Genomic DNA, 17,784 nt, shown 5'->3' with positions numbered 1-17,784 from the left:
ACGCTTATGCTGCCCGTCGCGTTCCTTCAATATAAGCCAGCGATTGATGCCGAAAGTAGGTATTGTATAGTTCGGCGTAGTGGCCGTTCGCTGCAATCAACTGGTCGTGATTGCCTTCTTCAATGATTGCACCTTTGCGCAGCACAATGATGCGATCCGCCGACCGTACTGTGCTCAGTCGGTGGGCAATCACAATGGATGTCCGCCCCACCAGAACTTCGTCTAGTCCTTCCTGAATCAAGGTCTCGGTCAACGGGTCAATGCTCGCCGTTGCTTCATCAAGAATGCAGATCGCTGGATCCTGCAACAACACCCGCGCGAGCGCAACAAGCTGCCGTTGCCCCATCGAGAGGCTCCCTCCCCGTTCGCCAACCTGACTCTCCAGGCCCTCTGGCAACCCCGCGATCCAGTCGCCTCCACCGACACGCTCCGCCACGGCGCGCACCGCTTCGTCACTGGCGTCCGGTTGCCCATAGCGGATATTTTCGCGTACCGTTCCATCAAAGAGAAACGGCGCTTGCGTGACAATGCCCAAGCGTGTTCGGTAGGCTGCCAGGTTCAGCGTCCGGATGTCTGTGCCATCAAGCGTGATGCTGCCCTCTTGAAATTCGTAAAACCGCGCCACTAGCCGCGCAAGGCTGCTCTTGCCCGACCCCGTGTGTCCGACCAGCGCAATCGTTTCGCCCGGCCGGATCATCAGGTTGAAGTCACGCAGAACTGGCTCACCTGGACGGTACGCAAAGTTGACATGCGCAAAACGGATCGCCCCCTTTAGTTCCGGTAGCTGCACATCACCTCGTTGCACGACCTCTGGCTGGGCATCAATCAGGGCAAAGACCCGCTCGCCTGCCGCTAGACCAAGCTGGAACTGACTCCAGAACGAGGCAATGCTTGTCAGCGGGAACCAGAAGAGGGCCAAACCTTGGATAAAGAGGAACCATTCGCCTGGTGTTAGCCCGCCATCCTGTACCTGCAAGCCCCCAAGATAGACGAGCAGCGCGGTGCCAATGCCGGCCAGGATGTTGAGCAACGGGAAGATGCTGCTAAAGGTGTAGCGCGTGCGCATATTCACCCGCCGACTCTGATTGTTGACCCGCACAAACTCGTTGTAGATCGCTGGCTCTTGCCGAAAGGTCTTGGCGACCCCGATGCCGCTCACCGTCTCTTGCACATGGGCGCTCACGGTCGCATTCATCCGCCGTGATGCGGTGATCGTTCTCCGCGCTAGCGCACGAAAACCCAGCGCAGCCCCGACAATAAACGGGGCTAGGCCCAGTAAGACGAGCGTCAGCTGCAGGTTGATCGTCGCCAGATAGATCAGCAGCACCACAACGAGCAGAACCCGACTCATCAAGTCCATCGTCAGCACCATCACCTGCGAGAAGGCGGCCGTATCCGACGTCACCCGACTGACAATCTTGCCTGTCGGGAACTGGTCGTAAAACGAGAGATCACGCCGTAACACGGCGTCGGCGGCATCCTCGCGCAGCTTGAGTACCACCGCACCGACCGCCTGCGACGAGCGCGTCTGACGGATAAAGTTGAAGACCCACGACGTTGATGCCAACGCGACCAGGCCCAGGGCAACCAGGCCCAGTTGCGTAAAGGGTGTGTCAGGCTGCAGACTATCAAGATTCCGCGCAATAAAGATCGGTATCACCGCATCAAGCAGCGCAGTTGCAATAATCATCCCGGCAGCAATGATCATCTTCGGCGCTTCAGGCCGAAAGTAGCTCAGAATCCGTTTGACCAGAATCTTGTCGCCGTATTTACGGTCGTATTCTTCTGCATCTAATCCATCAAAAATAAAACCCATGGATTCCTCTTATGCGGCGCGCCGCACTGGCGTCGCTTCATCTTCGAGTGGCGGCAGATCAACCTCAAACCGGGCAAAGATCCGTCGGTAGTGACGCGAGCACCGTAGTAGTTCATCGTGACTGCCTGCTGCAACCAACCGCCCACTGTCAAGCACCAGGATCTGGTCGGCCCAGCGGATCTGTGAGAGCCGGTGGGTGATCAAGAGCACGGTGCGACCCTCCTGGGCTTTGCGGATCGCTTGCTGAATCTGATCCTCGGTTGCACTATCAATCGCACTCGTGCTATCGTCCAGGATCAGAATGCGCGGATTACTCAGGAAGGCACGTGCAAGCGCAATGCGCTGACGTTGCCCCCCCGAAAGCGTGACGCCCCGTTCCCCCACAACCGTCGCGTAGCCGTCGGGAAAACTCATGATAAACTCGTGCGCCTGAGCAGCATGGGCGGCGACTTCAATCTCGTCTTGCGTCGCTCCCGGTGCCCCGAACGCAATGTTTTCCCCGATGCTCCGCGAGAAGAGAAAAATGTCCTGCTCGATCTTGCCAATCTGCGACCGTAGCGCATCAAGGCTCCAGTCACGCACATCTATCCCGTCAATCAGAACTCGCCCCTTCGTCGCGTCATACGTACGATTCACGAGTTGGGTCAGCGCACTCTTGCCACTGCCAGTCTGCCCCACAATGGCGACAGTCTGCCCCGGTACAACGTCAAACGATACCGCCTCAAGCGTGGCCACCGGTGTGTGTGCCTCTGCCGATGGTGCTTCAATCGTGCCCGTCGCCCCCCGCCGCGCATATCCAAAACTCACACCTTCAAATCTGATCGCACCACGCATCGGGGCCGCATATCCGGTTGCATTCTCATGCAGGTTCGTCTCGGCTTTGATAATGCTCAGAATACGTCCCGCACTTGATAAACCAGCCTGAAAAACTGAAAACGCAAAGATCGAAATAAAGGTCGGAAACCGCAAAACATTCATCAGGCCAATCACCGTAATGACCGAGCCAAGATCAATCACGCTCTGCCGATAGAGCCACATCGCATGCAGGAAGGTCAGGCCCACCGCAATGCCATAGACCAGCAGCGGCAGATAGCGTGCTTCGATAGCGCCTTGCTGCACAAAGAGATCGCGGAAGATCCGTGCGTTACGCCGAAATTTGCCTTGCTCAAAGATCTCGCGTGCGCTCGCTTTCACGACCTCGATCCCCGAAAGGCTCTCTTCTAGCCCCGCGTTAAGTGTGCCGTACTGCTCGCGTTGACGGTCAATCACTGGTTGCAACCGCCGAATATGCTTGCGCGCCAGCAGAATATAGGCCGCCACAAATCCGAGCGGTACTAGTGCCAATTCAAGCCGTGTCAGCGCGATAAACGTGATCGGAATCAGAATCCCCAGGATTGTCTCAAAAATCAGGCTCGATCCGGGTACGATCATGCTGCTCAACTGCTGCGTATCGTCGGTCGCCCGTGCCATAATATCGCCAGCCCGCTGCCGATCATGAAACGCCTTATTCTTCCCCAGCAGACTCGCATAGAGTTCCTGGCGTGCATCGGCCTCGAAGTGCGATGCCACCGTTTCAGCGGCAAGCGTCCCAATCAGCATCGAAATGCCATCGAGCGCCAGCAGACCCATAATGATCAGCGCCAGCACCAGCAACGCCTGCGCGGCACTCGGCTGCAGAATTTCTTCGGCGGCACGTCCGATAAATACCTGCGCACCTGCATAGGCAATCCATGCCAAAACATAACAGCCTATCGTCACCAGCGCTAGCCATTTGTACCGCATCACATGTGCGACAATCCATTGCCACCGACTTGTATGGTTGTACTGATAGGCATCTTTAATCGTAAACTCGCTCTGCTGATGCAAAACCTTCTCCTTATCTGCAAGAGCGCGACCGCAGCCTCGCCAAGCGCAACCGGGCCCATCACCTGCTCATCTCAGCCAGGGTAGCACACACGGGCGAGTTAGCCATCAGCCAAAAGGCGTATGTTAGACAAGGCTATGCACGGCCAACCGAGGTTGCCCGTGCATAGCCTTGTTATACCAAGCGGTCAAGCGGCACGCACCGCCGGAAGATGCCATCGCCCTCGGGTTGCGGCCAGAGCATAGGTGAACGTCATGCGCGGCAATCTTCAATCCAAAAGCGGCAAGCTAAAATGGCATCGATCACCGACGGTGTTTATTCGTAACGCAGCGCCACCAGCGGATCAAGCCGCGCCGCTCGCGCTGCCGGGTAAAGCCCCGCCACGATCCCGATCAGTGCGGCAAAGACGAGTGCTGCCAGCGCCAGCCACCACGGGGTCACAAAGAAGGTTGCCGCAATCGGCAGTTGCTCGCGCTCGATGTACCAGGCAATCACTTCGTTGAGCAACAAGCCTAGTAGCCATCCCCCTACAATCCCAAATGCTCCACCAAGCAACCCGATCAGCCCTGCCTCGATCATAAACAGGTTGCGAATATCCGCTCGTGACGCGCCAATCGCTTTCAGTGTGCCAATCTCGCGTGTGCGCTCGTAGATCGCCATAATCATGGTGTTGACGATCCCGAGGCTCGCCACAAAGAGCGCCAACCCGCCAACCGAGGCAAGCATGACATTGATCACCGCAAAAACCCGGTTCGCCTGTTCGAGGATCAGTTCGAGCGATTGTACGCGGTAGCCCTCGTCGCGAAAGGTGCGCACAAGCACCGCTGCCGCTGCGACGTCATTCGCCCGTACCACCGCTACATCGTACCCCTGTGTTTGCAGATAGTCTGGCACATTGAACCACCACGATTTCATCGTCGCCATATCAGCGACGGCCGCCTGGACTTCGTTGTCAGGTAGGTCGCTCACTCCGGCAACAACCAGCGGGAACCGTTCACTTTCACCGCGTGGACTGCGCAGCACAATCGTGATCGTTTGTTCGACAAGCTCGCCTGCCTCAACACCCTCCGGCACCGCACCCGCAGCCAGCACAACACGCCCTGCTTGTTGCACCGGGCTAATATCACCTGCCAGGGCCGCTGCTTCACTCCGAAACGGGTTGGCAAAGACTTCTTGCCCCGTCACGCGTATCGAGGTGAGATCGCCATTGGGAAACTCGATCAACGATGTCACCTCATCAAGATTGATCTGGGCAACGACGCCCTGCACCGTTGGCAAGGCTTCCCATTGTGCAACCACCTCAGGTGTGATCGGATTCGAGCGGCTTGGTGTGCCAAACTGGTTAAAAAAATCGTCGTTACTTTGTACTCCAGGGTTGACAAAGACATTCTCAAGCCCTAAAGCCGCAAATTGCGCCCGTACCTCGCGTTGTACGCCAACACCGAGCGAAACCATTGTGACAATCGTCAAGATGCCCACAATGACCCCGGTTGACGTCAGAATCGTCCGTACTTTGCGCCGCCCTAGATTCTCTAAGGCTGTACGCAGAATATCCCCAAGTTCCATAGTTTAAAAACCGACTTCGATAATTGTTCGTGCCGTGCGATCCTGAAAGAAGCCGACTCCATCCTGGATCAACCCGACATAAAAACCCATTCGGGTCTCACGCTGCAAAATGCGAATCTGTCCAACAATCTCGACCTCTTCGCCGGGCATCAAGAAGTCTTCGACCCCTGGGATCGTCCACTCTTCGGCTGGCCGTGGTGAAATGGCCCACCGGAATGGGTAGCGCCGCGGCCCACCCCCACTGTTGGCGTCCCAGTCCATGCCGACCCGCCAGAAGCCACCCGCCTGGGCCGTGTAACGCCCCTCCTCAACCGACGAAAAGACTTCGTCGGTCGTATAGGCAAAGCCGCTCGGTGGGCCATAGGTGCGGATCGGAACATTGCCGGTATTGCGCACCCGCATGGTTACCGTAATGACGTCTCCCAGCATGACGCGCTGCGGGGCGATATGCGCCGCGACAATGCGCGCCTCGGGCTGCCCGACATCTTCGAGTCCGAGTTGTCCCTGTTGCTGCACAATGTTGCCATATGCATCTTCCGCCCGCACCGTGTAGGTGTAGATGCCCGCCGACAAGAGCGATTGATTCGGTCGTTTGCCATTCCAGGTGTGATGCTGTTCGAATGGCCCTACTTCTTCGCGGGTGACCACTGGGATTACTTCGCCATCAGGTGCCGCCATTGTAATGTCAACGGTCGCTGTCACTGGCAGTCGGTAGGTGATTTCCGCAATGTCATCAATTGCATCGGCATTGGGCGAAATGATTGAGGGCGAGACAACCAGGTTCTCGATGGTTGGCAACCCTATTTCATTGCCGGTAATCGTCAGGTTGTGGCGCTGCTCACTCCGTTGTCCATCGTTCCCCTCGGCCACGATGACGAGTTCATAGCTTCCAGGTGGCAACATCCGCCGCACAATCATCGGGTCGTCAACCGGTACGGTACCATCAAACCGCAAAATGTAGGGCTCACGACTGCCAGGGCGTATGTCTCTGCGTCGCAGGTTAAACTGCTCACCACCAGTATCATTGAGATAAATATCAACGGTTGCGTCACGGCCTACCGCATAACGAATATCCAGGGGCCGACTCGCTTCGGTTGGGTTAAACGACGTTGCACTTAGGCTCACCTCGCCAAGCAGTGGTTGCGTCGTGCATCCGCTTAACACGATCATCGTAACACCGAGCAGCATCAAGCCGATGATGCTCATCATAAGTCGCATAGGTTTCACGTATCGCATAGCCTCCTCCATTAGGCTGAGGCATCGTACCAGGAGTCAAGCGCAGGCGCAAGTCTTGTCCATCAGGTGTCTCGTCGTTATGCCCTAGAGATACAAGCGATCCACCCCTCAAAGGGTTTCACCTGCTCGGTCACGGGTGTTCCCGTGCGCTCTATTGCCACATGGCATCCAACCTGCCAGGTGTGCGCCGGGACACCGCTCCGTTCCCCCAAGGATCGCGGTGGCGCACACCTGGCAGGTTTCCGACGGCGCAACGAAGCCGCCCGCCACCCAGACACCCTCCCGGGTCTCAGGGCGGTTTGACGCCATCTGGTGAAACCCTTTGACGCGGACCACCCCTCATGCGGATCTGCGCATCTTATTCGCTCGCGAGAATAGCCAAGTATCCGAGCGTTGCTCGTTTTGCCTGCGGGTGCAACTGTCGCCATAGGCCAAGCAGTTGCACTTCGTCACTCGATAGTTCCTGACCGCTTGGCTTTGCTCCTGATCCGTTAAGCTCGGCCCACGCAACAACCGCTCCTTCGGCACTTACCACGGCTTCATTATTGATCGGGGCCACCATCTGGCCGTTCATCAGTACGATGCCTGCCTCGGCAAATTGGTTGGCAACAATGATCCGTGCGAGTTCAAGAGGCACAACTCCCAGTACTTCGGCGAGCCGTTGTGCCTGATCGGCATCCGGTAAGGTGCGATTACTTAGATAGTTGCGCATCGCACCATCACTGATCTTCGCCTCACGGTTCAACCGTGACCGCGAAAAACGCCCTTCCATCTCTGCCTTCAGCCATGCTCCAAACGGTGGGGCCGCCTCTGGCTGGCGCCCCATACGCTGCCGTATCTCTTCTATGGGTAGATCCAGCACGCTGCTGAGCGCTTCCATCGTGCGTTCACGTGGCCGTGTCGTTTTGCCCAGCATAAATTGCCGCAATGAGATTGTTCCAATCCCTACTTCTTCCGCAAAATCACTTAACGACTGGCCTCTGCTCATCGCCCTGTGAAATAACAAGACTGCAATAGGCTCTTCCATACCGATTATTCCTTGCATAGACATGTCATCTCCTCCTGACAGGTTTGTAGATTATGTTGGGATTATTGTGACTACAAGCTTTTAAGAAAGTTGCTCGTTTGAGAATTTGTTAGAGTACTCTGCTTAGATACTTAAAAGTTGTCTTTTCTGTCGCCATATATCTGTAGAATACACAACAGGTTGAGTATAATCCGAATAAAATTACTTGTCAAGTTTGTTTTTGATGCTCAGGTAGTGACAGACGCTCAAGATATGGTACAATCGCATGCATAGGATTACTGTCCCATCGTAACTCTTGTGTAAGGATATGCTCTGTGGATACTCAGCGCACTCCCATAACTGTTGAAGATCTCTATTCACTTGGATCGCTTGAAGATGTTCGGATCAGTCCTGATGGTCAGTCGATTGTGTCGGTTCAGGTGACGATCGATAAGCGCGAGAATCGCTACCACCGTCGCCTTCTGCTTACCTCTGTTGCAACTGGACACTCACGCCGCTTTACCCACGGGCTGTTCGATTATCAACCACGCTGGAACCCCGATGGTCAGAGTTTGGTCTTTGTTTCGCGTCGCGATGATCCTCATGGGCAACTCTATCGCCTTCAACTCGCCGGCGGTGAGGCTCAGCAGCTCACGGCTATGCCCAATGGTGCCAGTGATCCAGTCTGGAGCCCTGATGGTCGCCAGATTGCTTTTCTTGCCCCTGTCAGTGAAGAAGAACGTGCCCGTGAGCACGATGAACCCTCGCCTGCGCCCGCTACCGCCTGGGATGCACAGCGAGCCGGTGAGCAGCGGCGTCATGAAGAAGACCAGCGCATCGATCCACGGGTGATCACTCGCCTGCCCTATCGTAGTGATGCCAGTTTCTTTGACCACCGTCGCCGCCACGTCTATGTCATTGATGTGCCGCTTGATGATGTCGAACAACTTCCCCGGCCACGTCGCCTCACCGATGGCGATATCCACTTTGGCTCCCCTACCTGGATGCCCGATGGCCAGAGCCTGCTCACGACCGCGACCCGTGATCCCGAGGCTGACTCGCTCTTCGCTTTCTATGATGTGCTCCGCCTTCCCCTCAGTGGTGCTCAACCCATCATTCTTACCAAACCTGGCTTTTCCTATTTCGATCCCCAACCTTCGCCTGATGGCAGGATGATCGCTTTTCTCTGCCTCGATGAGCAGAAACTCCTCGCCGATGGCAACCGGGTCGCTATCATTCCTGCTGAGGGCGGCGAACCAGAGGATTTGACCGCTCATACCGATCTCAATGTGGAACAGTTCCGCTGGCAATCCGATAGCCAGGGCATCATCTTTACGGCTAACTGGCGCGGTGATCAGCATCTGTATAGCCTTGGCTTGCCTGGTACACCGACCTACCGCAATCGCATAACCCTTGTCCCCGGGTTGCGCATGGTCAATGGCTTTGATGTCGCCCGTGATGGTACAATCGCGTTTCTCGCTAGTAGCCCCGCGCATCCCGGTGAACTCTTCTTGCGGCTCCTCGATGGCACCGAGCGCCAGTTGACTACACTCAATCAGGCCTACCTCGACCAGCGTATCGTGGTACCACTCCACGAAATCCTCTACTTGGCCCCTGATGGTCAGGAAGTCCAGGGATGGGCCCTCTATCCCCCTGCCTGGCAACCCGATCACCCTCATCCGATGATTGTCTCGATTCACGGCGGTCCGCATACGATGTGGGGGCCGGCTTTCCGTTCGATGTGGCACGAATGGCAAACGATGGCCGCCGCAGGTTATGTCGTCTTCTTTTGCAATCCACGTGGCTCCGAAGGCTATGGCGAACAGTGGCGCGATGCCATCCGTGGCAATTGGGGCTATGCCGATGCCCCTGATATCGAGGCAGGGGTTGATGCCATGCTCTCCCGCGGGGGCGTTGATCCTGCGCGCATTGCTGTTACCGGTGGCTCCTATGGTGGCTATATGACCGCCTGGTTGTTGGCTCATACTGATCGTTTTGTCTGTGGAGTAGCTGCCCGCGGTGTCTACAATCTCATCTCTCACCCCTCTACCTCCGATGCCCACGAGTTGATCGAGATTGAGTTCAATGGCTATCCCTGGGAAATGGCCGAAGAGTTGTGGGTTCATTCCCCCCTTGCCCACGCCCATAAAATAGTTGCCCCGCTCTTGCTTTTGCATAGCGAGTGCGATTACCGTGTTCCTATCAGCGAGGCCGAACAACTCTTTTCCTTCCTCCGTCGCCAGAAGAAAGTCGTTGAACTCGTGCGCTACCCCCGTGAAGGCCACGAACTTACCCGCACCGGTGAACCTGCCCACCGCGTTGACCATATGCGCCGTACCCTCGCCTGGTTTGACCGCTATTGTTAATCCGCCAGTATATTCCCTAAATCCCCTGCTTCGCTCGAAAAACAGCCCACGACACGGGCTGTTTTTTGCGCAAAGGAGCGATCCCTGGGGACGTAGATCGCCAAATCTGTGACATATCGCACAAATAATCCCCGAAAATGATCATATCTCCCCAAAGCCTTTCTCTGGTCTTACGTATTTGTGAAGGTACTGTGTGCTTGCTCACGGCCACGCCGCGACCAAGCACGTAAATGCTTTCATAAACTCGTTAGGTTGGCTCTAGTATGCTAAATCAATAATTGCAAAAAGAATAATTCCTCATGATACCTTTTGATGCTATCGTCTAGATAGATGTCCTCTCGTACTATTTGTACAATTTTTGCCTGAAAGTCATCATGGGGGCTTCTCAAAGTGATATGTGTGTGGTACACTTTCCATATCTAACAGCGTCACGATGTCGCAAGAGCCTCCTTTGCAGTGGGTTTCGTCTCCCTGAATGCATGTGCCTCCCTGACCGAGGTGCAGCCCGCGGCGTTTGCTTAGCTAGGCCATCGCACACGAACAATGAAGATCGTGCGTGTCGGCCTTTCCACCGAGTCGTTTCGTAAGGTTTGCCTGTTTTGACAACCTTTCTCCACGAAGTGACTCAATGCATTGCTTCGACGTGTCGCCCGAATTGATGAACGCAGGGGCGCTTGCCCTTGCCGGTGCAGTGTGTCACGGTCTAGCCTGGCACGCAGGAGTGGGATCGGAATGCAAGTAAAGCTCTTTGTCGGCAATCTCGCCTGGGGTATTGACGATCAGCAGCTCGAAGCTGTGTTTCGTGAGCATGGCTCGGTGCAGAGTGCTCGCGTTATTTATGATCGTGATACCGGGCGCTCGCGCGGGTTTGGTTTTGTTGAGATCGAAGTTGAGGATCTTGCCAAGGTGCTCCGTGACACCGATGGCCTTGAGATCGGGGGGCGTCCTATTCGTGTGAATGAAGCTGAAGATAAAGGCGGCCCGCGTGGCCCCCGTCGTGATAGTGGGGGTTTTGGCAATCGCCGCTATTAAGCTAGCTTCCCTCTACATTCAACCTGATGACGCACAGAAGGCCAGCATTGCTGGCCTTCTGTGCGTCTATGTGTCTTCTTCCCTCATACCGTAGGCTCAAGTGCCTCCAGGAGCAATTCTGCAATGTCGCGCCGCCGTAGGCTTTCATCCCGCCCAGTGTTCTTGGCGGCATCTTCAAACATCACCATGCAGAATGGGCAACTCATCGCTAGTGTCGCTGGTTGTGCCTCGGTCAACTGCTCTAGCCGGATGTAGTTGACCTGCTCTTTCCCCCAACCCTCTAGCCAGACATTGCCACCACCACCACCACAACACATCGACCGCTCGCGATTGCGATCCGGCGCTTCGACCAACTCAAGCCCCGGAATGCTCTTCAGAAGCTCACGAGGTGCATCATAGATGTCGTTGTAACGCCCGATGTAACACGGGTCGTGATACACAACCTTTTCGCCAAGCGGCTTCACTGGCTTCAGTTTGCCCTCGGCTACCAGCCGTGCTAGAAATTCGGTGTGGTGAATAACGTCATAGTCAACGCCCGCACCACCACCGAACTGAGGATATTCGTTCTTGATCGTGTTGAAGCAGTGGGGACATGTCGTGACGATGGTCTTGAATTTGTATTGCTTCATCGTCTCGATGTTCTGCTCTACCTGGGCTTGATAGAGCAATTCTTCCCCCATGCGTCGCGCCGGATCGCCGTTGCACGTCTCTTCGTCACCAAGGATGGCAAAGTTAACGCCGGCTTGTTGCAATAGTTGCACAAAGGCTCGTGCGACCCGTTTGCTGCGTTCGTCGTAGCTCGGTGCACAGCCAACCCAGAAGAGTACCTCCGCCTCTTCTTGCTCGGCCATAATTGGGACATCCAGTCCCTCAGCCCAGGCTGTCCGTTCACCCGCTGGCAAGCGCCACGGGTTGCCAGCGCGCTCAATGCCCTCGAGCACGCGCTTGACCCCTTGCGGTACTTCGCTCGCAATCATCGTCAGGTGACGCCGTGCGCCCACAATATCGTCAACATGCTCGATCATCGCCGGGCATTCGTGGACGCACGCATAACATGTCGTGCAACTCCACAGTTCATTCTCGGTAAAGAGGTTTTCGTATAGAGGTACCCGCTCGTTATCAATCGTTACCTTGCCGCCCTCTTCACCCTCTTGTCCATCCATTTCAAGCTGCGTGACGAGTTTGACGGTTCCATCTTTGAAATGGATCGGCTCTTCGCGCATCAAGTCGTGCAACTTGGTAATAATATACTTCGGTGAAAGATCGGCCCCCGATGCATGCGCCGGACAGACCGCTTGGCACCGCCCACAGCGCATACATGCATCAAGATCGAGTCGGTGCTTCCAGCTGAGATCGCCCAGCGTTGCAATCCCCAGACGGGGCTCGTCCTTCTCGATTTCCGCTTCTAGCGCCGGAATGATCTCAAGCGCACCGCGTGGCGCTGTGTCACGAAAGAAGGTGTTGAGCGGGGTGTAGAAGATGTGCTTGAATTTGCTAAACGGTAGCGTCGCAATGAAGGCGCCCGTCGCTGCCGCATGGGTAAACCAGAGCAGAAGGTGCAGGTTGAGCCCGATGGCACTGCCATCCCCTAGCCCGATGGCTTTGAAGACAATGGCTAGCCCAAAGCCGACATATGCCAGGCGCGCCCACGCTTGCTCGTAGACTGGAATGCCGCCAATTTCTTGATTGGCAATGCGCAGCCCCTCGATCAAAAAGCCGCCAATGCCAATAAAGAGCAAAACCCATAGCACCCACGCGTCGGTACGCCGATTATCAAGGCGCGGTTCTTTCATCCGATACCGTCGCCACGCAGCCCAGCTTAGACCTGCGACAAAAACAAGCCCTAGCGTATCCATAATGAATTCGTAGCTCTGATAAAACGTGCCGACAAGAATCTTGCCTGCATCCTCGCCCATCATCGGCAACGTAAAATCCTCTTCAACCGCAATAATGTCGGTCCCAATAAAGAGGGTTAGAAAACCAAAAAAGATCAGGGCATGCATCATCCCTGGCCGACGATCACGCAGTACCTTCTTTTGTCCAAAGACTTGAGCTAGAAACTCGACGGTACGCCCGGGAAGTTGGTCAATCCGTCCATCAGGACGCCCTTTACGCCAGCGCCCAAGATCACGCAAAATACCCCAGGTCATTACAATTGATGTGACTAGGATTAGACCATAGAGAAAGATGGGAGCCAGTTTGCCAAAACGATCTACATTCCAGTAGATCTCACGGATCGCAACAATAATTGGTTCATCCATAACGCAGCCAGGCCTTTCTTCCCTTGGCAGCACGCAAATTTTGCTTATCATAACATTTGCACTATATTGCGTCAATGATTACTCTTGCAACAATTGGTAGTGAATATTGTACGCTTTCCTCGTTTGACAACCCCCCTGCAAAATGGTATACTCCCTTATCGCCGTGCCATGGCACGCGCTGAATAGTCCTTTGTGTGTCAAACCGGCCCACTCTAAGGCGTAGCTTATGCTATGACCAGATACGGGGCTCGGATATTATTTTGTCTGAACATTGGATGCTGATGAGCGAGCTTTAGTCTGTAGGAGTGCTGGATGCCAACTATTAATCAGCTCGTACGGAAACCGCGTAAGCCGGTCGAGAAGAAGACCAAGGCGCCTGCACTGCGGTTCACGTACAATTCGTTGAAGGGCAAGTTGACCCGTGGCAAGGGTTCACCTCAGAAGCGTGGTGTGTGTACCAAGGTTGCCACGGTGACACCCAAGAAGCCGAATTCGGCTCTGCGCAAGATTGCCCGTGTCCGCCTGTCTAACCAGATCGAGGTGACAGCCTATATCCCTGGTGAGGGCCATAATCTGCAAGAGCACTCGGTGGTGCTGATCCGCGGTGGCCGTGTCAAAGATTTGCCAGGTGTGCGCTACCATATCGTGCGCGGTACCCTCGATACCCAGGGGGTGAATGGTCGTAAACAGGGCCGCTCGAAGTACGGTACCAAGAAGAATGCTCAGCCTATTGGCAAGAAACGCTAATGTGCTGTACGGCCTGACAGCTTTCGCAGTTGCCTGATCTGTAAGCTATAAGCATTGAGGAAATTCTATGCCCCGTCGTGGAAATATTGAAAAGCGGATCCCGCCACCTGATGCACGCTACAATAGTGTGCTGGTGCAGAAGTTCATCAATAAGGTGATGGAACGCGGTAAAAAGAGCGTCGCCGAGCGCATTGTCTATGATGCGCTGGATATTGCCGCTGAGCGTACCAGGAAGCCGCAACTTGAGGTGTTTGAGATTGCGCTACGCAATGCCAGTCCCGCTATTGAGGTTAAACCCAAGCGCGTTGGCGGCGCAACCTATCAGGTGCCTGTTGAAGTCAAGAGCGACCGCCGCTATGCCCTCGCAATGCGCTGGCTCTTGACTGCCTCGCGCTCTCGTAGTGGTCGCCCGATGCACGAGCGCCTCGCCAATGAGATTGTCGATGCCTATAACAATACCGGGACGACGATTAAACGTAAAGAAGATGTACATAAGATGGCTGAGGCCAATCGTGCCTTTGCCCATTATGGACGGCTCTAAGCGCTCAACAGAGGTTCTCCTGTCTGATGCTTGCTGTGAGTCCTATAAGCGGCGATATGCTCGCCTGACCTAGGAGTAGGGGACGGTATGCCACGCCAGTTCGAACTTGATAAAGTGCGAAATATTGGGATTATTGCCCACATTGATGCGGGCAAGACGACAACAACCGAGCGCATTCTCTTCTATACCGGGCGCACCTATAAGATCGGCGAGGTTCATGAAGGAACCGCGACGATGGACTGGATGCCCCAAGAGCAAGAGCGCGGGATTACGATTACCTCCGCTGCAACTACGGCTCAGTGGAAGCTCGGTGAGACAGTCTATCGGATTAATATTATTGATACTCCCGGCCACGTTGATTTTACGGTTGAGGTCGAGCGCTCGCTGCGTGTCCTCGATGGTGGCGTCGTGGTCTTTGATGGGGTCGCCGGGGTTGAGCCTCAGTCTGAGACGGTCTGGCGTCAGGCTGATAAGTATAGTGTGCCCCGCGTTTGCTTTGTCAATAAGATGGATCGCACCGGCGCAAGCTTTGAGCGCTGTGTTGATATGATTGTTGATCGCCTGGGTGCAAAGCCAGCTATTGTTCAGTTGCCCATCGGCGCTGAAGATACCTTCAAGGGCGTTATCGATCTCTTCACGATGCGCGCTACTATCTATGACGATGATCTTGGCAAGGACATTAAAGAAGTTGATGTTCCCGAAAACTTGCTTGCCGCAGCCCAGAAGTCACGTGCTGATCTCGTTGAGATGATTGCTGAAACCGATGATGAGTTGACGCTGCTCTATCTTGAGGGCGAGGATTTGAGCGTTGAAGAACTGAAGCGCGGCCTTCGTAAGGCTACGATTGAAGGTAGGCTCGTTCCTGTCCTCTGCGGCGCGGCACTGAAAAATAAGGGTGTGCAGAAATTGCTCGATGCCGTCGTCGAGTATCTGCCCTCGCCCCTTGACCGCCCTGCCATTCAGGGGGTTCTTCCCGGCCATGTGCCAAGTGAGGAAGACGCTGAGTTGATCATCCGCCAGGTTACCGATGAGGCACCGTTTTCTGGCCTGGTCTTCAAGATTGTTGCCGATCCCTACGTTGGGAAGTTGGCCTATTTCCGGGTCTACTCTGGCACGATCGAGAAGGGGAGCTATGTCCTCAATAGTACCCGCGGTCAGCGTGAGCGCCTTGGACGCATTTTGCAGATGCACGCAAACCATCGCGAAGATATTGATACGGTCTATGCCGGCGATATCGCGGCGATGGTTGGTCCCAAGCAGAGTTTTACCGGCGATACCATCTGTGATCCCGATAAGCCAATTGTGCTCGAGAGTATTCGCTTCCCCGAGCCGGTTGTTGAGTTGGCGATTGAACCCAAGACCAAGGCTGACCAGGATAAGATGGCTATTGCCCTGCATCGTCTCAGTGAGGAAGATCCGACTTTCCGTGTCTATACCGACCAGGAAACCGGTCAGACGATTATTAAGGGGATGGGTGAGCTTCACCTTGAGGTGATTGTTGACCGTATGCGCCGTGAGTATAAGGTCGAAGCTAATCAGGGCAAGCCCCAGGTTTCGTATCGCGAGACGATTACCACAGCTTCTGATATCGAGACCCGCTTTGTTCGCCAGACTGGTGGTAAAGGTCAGTTTGCCCACGTGAAGATTAAGTTTCAACCACAAGAGCCGGGCACTGGCTTTGAGTTTGTGAACCAGATTGTCGGTGGGACTGTTCCTCGTGAGTATATTCCCGCCGTTGAACAGGGGATCAAAGAGGCCATGCAGACCGGTGTCATGGCCGGCTTCCCTGTGGTTGACCTCAAAGCAGTCCTCTATGATGGGTCATTCCATGAGGTTGACTCCTCCGAAATGGCTTTTAAGATTGCTGCTTCAATGTCGCTGAAGGACGGTGTTCGTAAGGGCCGCCCTCAGTTGCTTGAGCCAATTATGAAGGTCGAAACGACAACCCCCGAGGATTTCCTTGGAACCGTGCTCGGTGATTTGAACTCGCGCCGTGGCCGTGTTGAAGGGATGGAAGCACGTGGCAATGCGCAGATTGTCAAAGCCTATGTGCCCCTCGCAACGATGTTTGGCTATACCACCGACCTTCGTTCTGCGACCCAGGGCCGTGCAACCTCCTCGATGGAGTTCGATCACTACGAGGCGTTGCCCGACGCGCTAGCGAAAGAGATTATCGAAAAGCGAAGTGCGAGTTGAGTACGCATGCCTGAGTTGCATTTGCTGGCACCGCCACCCTGGCGGGAATATGCCCTCCTTGATACAGGTGGCGGTGCCAGGCTCGAACGTTTTGGTTCCTATACCCTAGTACGGCCCGATACCCAGGCGATCTGGCCGGTGACGTTGACCGAACAAGAGTGGTTGCGCGCTGATGCAACCTTTGCGAAAGCTCGCGGCGGCGAGGATACCCCCGGTCACTGGGTTGCGCGCCGTCAGTTGCCTGAACAGTGGCCGTTGCACTATGACAATTTAGCGTTCTGGGTTCGCCCAACCCCGTTTCGTCATACCGGAATCTTCCCCGAGCATAGCGCTCATTGGCCCTGGCTCGCCGATGTGCTCGCCAGAAGCCCTCGACCGTCGGTGCTTGTGCTCTTCGGTTATACCGGTTTGACGAGTCTCTATGCCGCAACTCACGGTGCCGCAGTGACCCACGTCGATGCGTCTAAGCCAGCTGTGCGGTGGGCTCAGGATAATCAACGCCTTTCTGGCCTCGAAGCAGCGCCAATTCGCTGGCTCGTTGATGATGTTGGCAAGTTTGTTGCACGCGAGATTCGTCGTGGACACCACTATGACTTGATTGTAATGGATCCTCCCGTCTTTGGCCGTGGCCCCAAAGGCGAAATCTGGCGCCTGAATGAGCATTTGCCTGAACTTGTTGCGCAGTGTGCGCAACTCTTGAGTGACCAATCTCTTGGGTTGTTGCTCAATGCTTATGCGACCAATGTGTCCGCCTTGACTTTGTACAATTTGGTGACGGCAGCTTTTGGTCGGCGTTCAGGTTCGACAAGCGCCGGGGAGTTGACCCTCCGCGAAGAACGCTCCGGGCGCTTGCTGCCCACTGCCCTCTATGCCTGCTGGTCGGATGTGCTCCATCCCCATCAGTTGCAGTCTGGCCTGTTGTAGTGATGTGTCGGCAAAGGGTTTTCTTCTTCACGTCCTTGGGTGGGTGTGAGTGGTTGAAAAGTGAGGGGTTTGGCCCCCTCTGGTCGAGATAAAGTGAAATAGCGTTGGGTGGTGGCCAGCACTACCTCAAAACCTTGTGGAGTATCAAGTTTATGGCGAAGCAGAAATTCGAGCGGACGAAGCCGCACGTCAACATCGGCACGATTGGGCACGTAGACCATGGCAAGAC

13 protein-coding genes are annotated in these 17,784 nt (G+C 55.2%); 6 read left to right on the top strand and 7 right to left on the bottom strand.

The genetic code is table 11. The features are described 5' to 3' along the window. Window positions 1-4: 4 nt before the first annotated feature. The 5 genes from EKD05_RS17240 to EKD05_RS17220 form a co-directional block, all read right to left on the bottom strand. The gene (locus tag EKD05_RS17240; RefSeq protein ID WP_129674983.1) at window positions 5-1,816 is read right to left on the bottom strand and encodes an ABC transporter ATP-binding protein; all 1,812 of its coding nucleotides are present in this window, start codon (window positions 1,814-1,816) and stop codon (window positions 5-7) included. 9 nt (window positions 1,817-1,825) lie between these two features. Beyond that, window positions 1,826-3,682 (bottom strand): ABC transporter ATP-binding protein, encoded by a 1,857-nt coding sequence (locus EKD05_RS17235; protein ID WP_240695831.1) that lies wholly within the window; start codon window positions 3,680-3,682, stop codon window positions 1,826-1,828. A gap of 313 nt (window positions 3,683-3,995) precedes the next feature. Next, window positions 3,996-5,246 carry an ABC transporter permease gene (locus tag EKD05_RS17230; protein WP_129674981.1) on the bottom strand — a complete coding sequence of 417 codons (1,251 nt, stop codon included), beginning with the start codon at window positions 5,244-5,246 and terminating at the stop codon, window positions 3,996-3,998. Between the two features lie 3 nt (window positions 5,247-5,249). Continuing rightward, complete coding sequence (locus EKD05_RS17225) at window positions 5,250-6,482, bottom strand: hypothetical protein (RefSeq protein WP_240695830.1); 1,233 nt, start codon at window positions 6,480-6,482, stop codon at window positions 5,250-5,252. 358 nt (window positions 6,483-6,840) lie between these two features. Further along, window positions 6,841-7,509 carry a helix-turn-helix transcriptional regulator gene (locus EKD05_RS17220; RefSeq protein WP_129674977.1) on the bottom strand — a complete coding sequence of 223 codons (669 nt, stop codon included), beginning with the start codon at window positions 7,507-7,509 and terminating at the stop codon, window positions 6,841-6,843. A 314-nt stretch (window positions 7,510-7,823) separates the two neighbouring features. Between EKD05_RS17220 and EKD05_RS17215 the strand changes: the two genes are divergently transcribed. Together EKD05_RS17215 and EKD05_RS17210 are read left to right on the top strand one after the other, a co-directional pair. Then, a complete protein-coding gene (locus EKD05_RS17215; RefSeq protein ID WP_240695829.1) occupies window positions 7,824-9,854 on the top strand; it encodes a S9 family peptidase in 2,031 nt (676 codons plus the stop codon). Between the two features lie 732 nt (window positions 9,855-10,586). Next, window positions 10,587-10,886: an RNA-binding protein gene (locus tag EKD05_RS17210; RefSeq protein WP_129674973.1), complete on the top strand. Its 300-nt coding sequence runs from the start codon at window positions 10,587-10,589 to the stop codon at window positions 10,884-10,886. An 83-nt stretch (window positions 10,887-10,969) separates the two neighbouring features. Here the strand turns inward: EKD05_RS17210 and EKD05_RS17205 are convergent, their stop codons facing one another. Then, the gene (locus tag EKD05_RS17205; protein ID WP_129674971.1) at window positions 10,970-13,147 is read right to left on the bottom strand and encodes a (Fe-S)-binding protein; all 2,178 of its coding nucleotides are present in this window, start codon (window positions 13,145-13,147) and stop codon (window positions 10,970-10,972) included. A gap of 312 nt (window positions 13,148-13,459) precedes the next feature. Here EKD05_RS17205 and rpsL point away from each other — a divergent pair, with 312 nt between their 5' ends. The 4 genes from rpsL (at window position 13,460) to EKD05_RS17185 (ending at window position 17,555) form a co-directional block, all read left to right on the top strand. Further along, window positions 13,460-13,894: a 30S ribosomal protein S12 gene (rpsL, locus tag EKD05_RS17200; protein WP_129674969.1), complete on the top strand. Its 435-nt coding sequence runs from the start codon at window positions 13,460-13,462 to the stop codon at window positions 13,892-13,894. A gap of 67 nt (window positions 13,895-13,961) precedes the next feature. After that, window positions 13,962-14,435: a 30S ribosomal protein S7 gene (rpsG, locus tag EKD05_RS17195; protein WP_129674967.1), complete on the top strand. Its 474-nt coding sequence runs from the start codon at window positions 13,962-13,964 to the stop codon at window positions 14,433-14,435. A gap of 87 nt (window positions 14,436-14,522) precedes the next feature. Further along, complete coding sequence (fusA, locus tag EKD05_RS17190) at window positions 14,523-16,631, top strand: elongation factor G (protein WP_129674965.1); 2,109 nt, start codon at window positions 14,523-14,525, stop codon at window positions 16,629-16,631. 6 nt (window positions 16,632-16,637) lie between these two features. After that, on the top strand, window positions 16,638-17,555 hold the full coding sequence (locus EKD05_RS17185; protein ID WP_129674963.1) for a class I SAM-dependent methyltransferase: 918 nt from the start codon (window positions 16,638-16,640) through the stop codon (window positions 17,553-17,555). On the opposite strand, the gene EKD05_RS27240 is transcribed toward EKD05_RS17185, so the two are convergent. Beyond that, a partial coding sequence (locus EKD05_RS27240) for a hypothetical protein (RefSeq protein ID WP_205703968.1) occupies window positions 17,531-17,784 on the bottom strand: 254 nt, incomplete at its 5' end. The genes EKD05_RS17185 and EKD05_RS27240 overlap by 25 nt on opposite strands.

It is taken from the genome of Candidatus Chloroploca sp. Khr17 (assembly GCF_004138165.1).
GTDB lineage: Bacteria > Chloroflexota > Chloroflexia > Chloroflexales > Chloroflexaceae > Chloroploca.
The sequence above is the reverse complement of the archived record's forward strand: the minus strand, read 5'-3'. Positions and strand labels throughout refer to the sequence as shown.

Bases quoted from the DNA above. Each gene is read 5' to 3' on its own strand.
- EKD05_RS17205 (WP_129674971.1), bottom strand. From the start codon at position 13,147: ATGGATGAACCAATTATTGTTGCGATCCGTGAGATCTACTGGAATGTA.
- EKD05_RS17230 (WP_129674981.1), bottom strand. From the start codon at position 5,246: ATGGAACTTGGGGATATTCTGCGTACAGCCTTAGAGAATCTAGGGCGG.
- EKD05_RS17185 (WP_129674963.1), top strand. From the start codon at position 16,638: ATGCCTGAGTTGCATTTGCTGGCACCGCCACCCTGGCGGGAATATGCC.
- EKD05_RS17240 (WP_129674983.1), bottom strand. From the start codon at position 1,816: ATGGGTTTTATTTTTGATGGATTAGATGCAGAAGAATACGACCGTAAA.
- fusA (WP_129674965.1), top strand. From the start codon at position 14,523: ATGCCACGCCAGTTCGAACTTGATAAAGTGCGAAATATTGGGATTATT.
- EKD05_RS17210 (WP_129674973.1), top strand. From the start codon at position 10,587: ATGCAAGTAAAGCTCTTTGTCGGCAATCTCGCCTGGGGTATTGACGAT.
- EKD05_RS17225 (WP_240695830.1), bottom strand. From the start codon at position 6,482: ATGCGATACGTGAAACCTATGCGACTTATGATGAGCATCATCGGCTTG.
- rpsL (WP_129674969.1), top strand. From the start codon at position 13,460: ATGCCAACTATTAATCAGCTCGTACGGAAACCGCGTAAGCCGGTCGAG.
- EKD05_RS17220 (WP_129674977.1), bottom strand. From the start codon at position 7,509: ATGGAAGAGCCTATTGCAGTCTTGTTATTTCACAGGGCGATGAGCAGA.
- rpsG (WP_129674967.1), top strand. From the start codon at position 13,962: ATGCCCCGTCGTGGAAATATTGAAAAGCGGATCCCGCCACCTGATGCA.